This window comes from Campylobacter sp. BCW_4321, from assembly GCF_001763075.1.
Lineage (GTDB): Bacteria > Campylobacterota > Campylobacteria > Campylobacterales > Campylobacteraceae > Campylobacter_D > Campylobacter_D jejuni.
Map to the genome: position 1 here is coordinate 1 of NZ_MJYA01000015.1, position 877 is coordinate 877.

Sequence of the window (877 nt, forward strand, 5' to 3'; positions counted from 1 at the left end):
CTCTTCTAAAATACCATTTGTTTCTTGCATTATGGTGGCTATTAATGAAAGAAAATATTCAAAGTGGTTAATCTTTTCTGGATGGTTTTTATTGAACCCAAAAGAGCTATTTTTATTAATAGCATTATTTTTTAACACAAAAGTTTCTGTATAAATTTGAATATTTTTCATAAAATGATTAAGATACTCTATACATTCACTAAAACTTTTATCTTTGACTTTGTTATGGTTAGCATCTAATTCTAAAAGATAGGAATAAAAATAGAGAGTATTAACAAGAGGTTTTATAGAGTGATCATTTTTCCCTGTATATATACCTAAAGCATTGCTTGCACCATATTGAGCTGAAGCAATGATTTCAATTTTACCATTATCATAAATATGAGTGATTTTTTCTGAAACATCTATAGTGTATTTTCCTAAAAGATCTTGCATAATTTTTATAGTATTAGGGTTGATAGCTATATTAGGAAAATTCCAACCATAAACACTAGGGGAATTAAAAGTATAAACTTCATTAGGGCTAAAAGATAATTTGTCTTTATATTTAATATCGCAATATATCAAAGCCATTTGAGCTAAATACCCACCCAATGAATGTCCTACAAATATAATTCTTTTGTGTTTGTTTTTGATTATTTTATTTACTTGTTCTAAAAATTCTAAAAGAAAAGAAGATTGGATATTGCCATTGAGGGATAGAGTTATGTCTTGAACTATATCTTGAATCGAGCTAATAAAATTATCAGTTTCAGTTCCCCTAAATCCTACTATAAATTCATCTTTTTCTTTATCATAAAACAAAGTAGCACTAAAGCCACTTGTAGTGTTAGGCTGATGAAATTGAACCTCATATCTTTGAATGAAATTTTTAGTC

Annotated in this window: 1 protein-coding gene; it reads right to left on the reverse strand. The window is 27.1% G+C overall.

Annotated elements, in window-relative coordinates; all coding sequences use genetic code 11:
• Nucleotides 1–877, reverse strand: an 877-nt coding sequence (locus AJN58_RS10290) for a lipase family protein (protein WP_252322208.1), incomplete at both ends; no start/stop codon positions are given.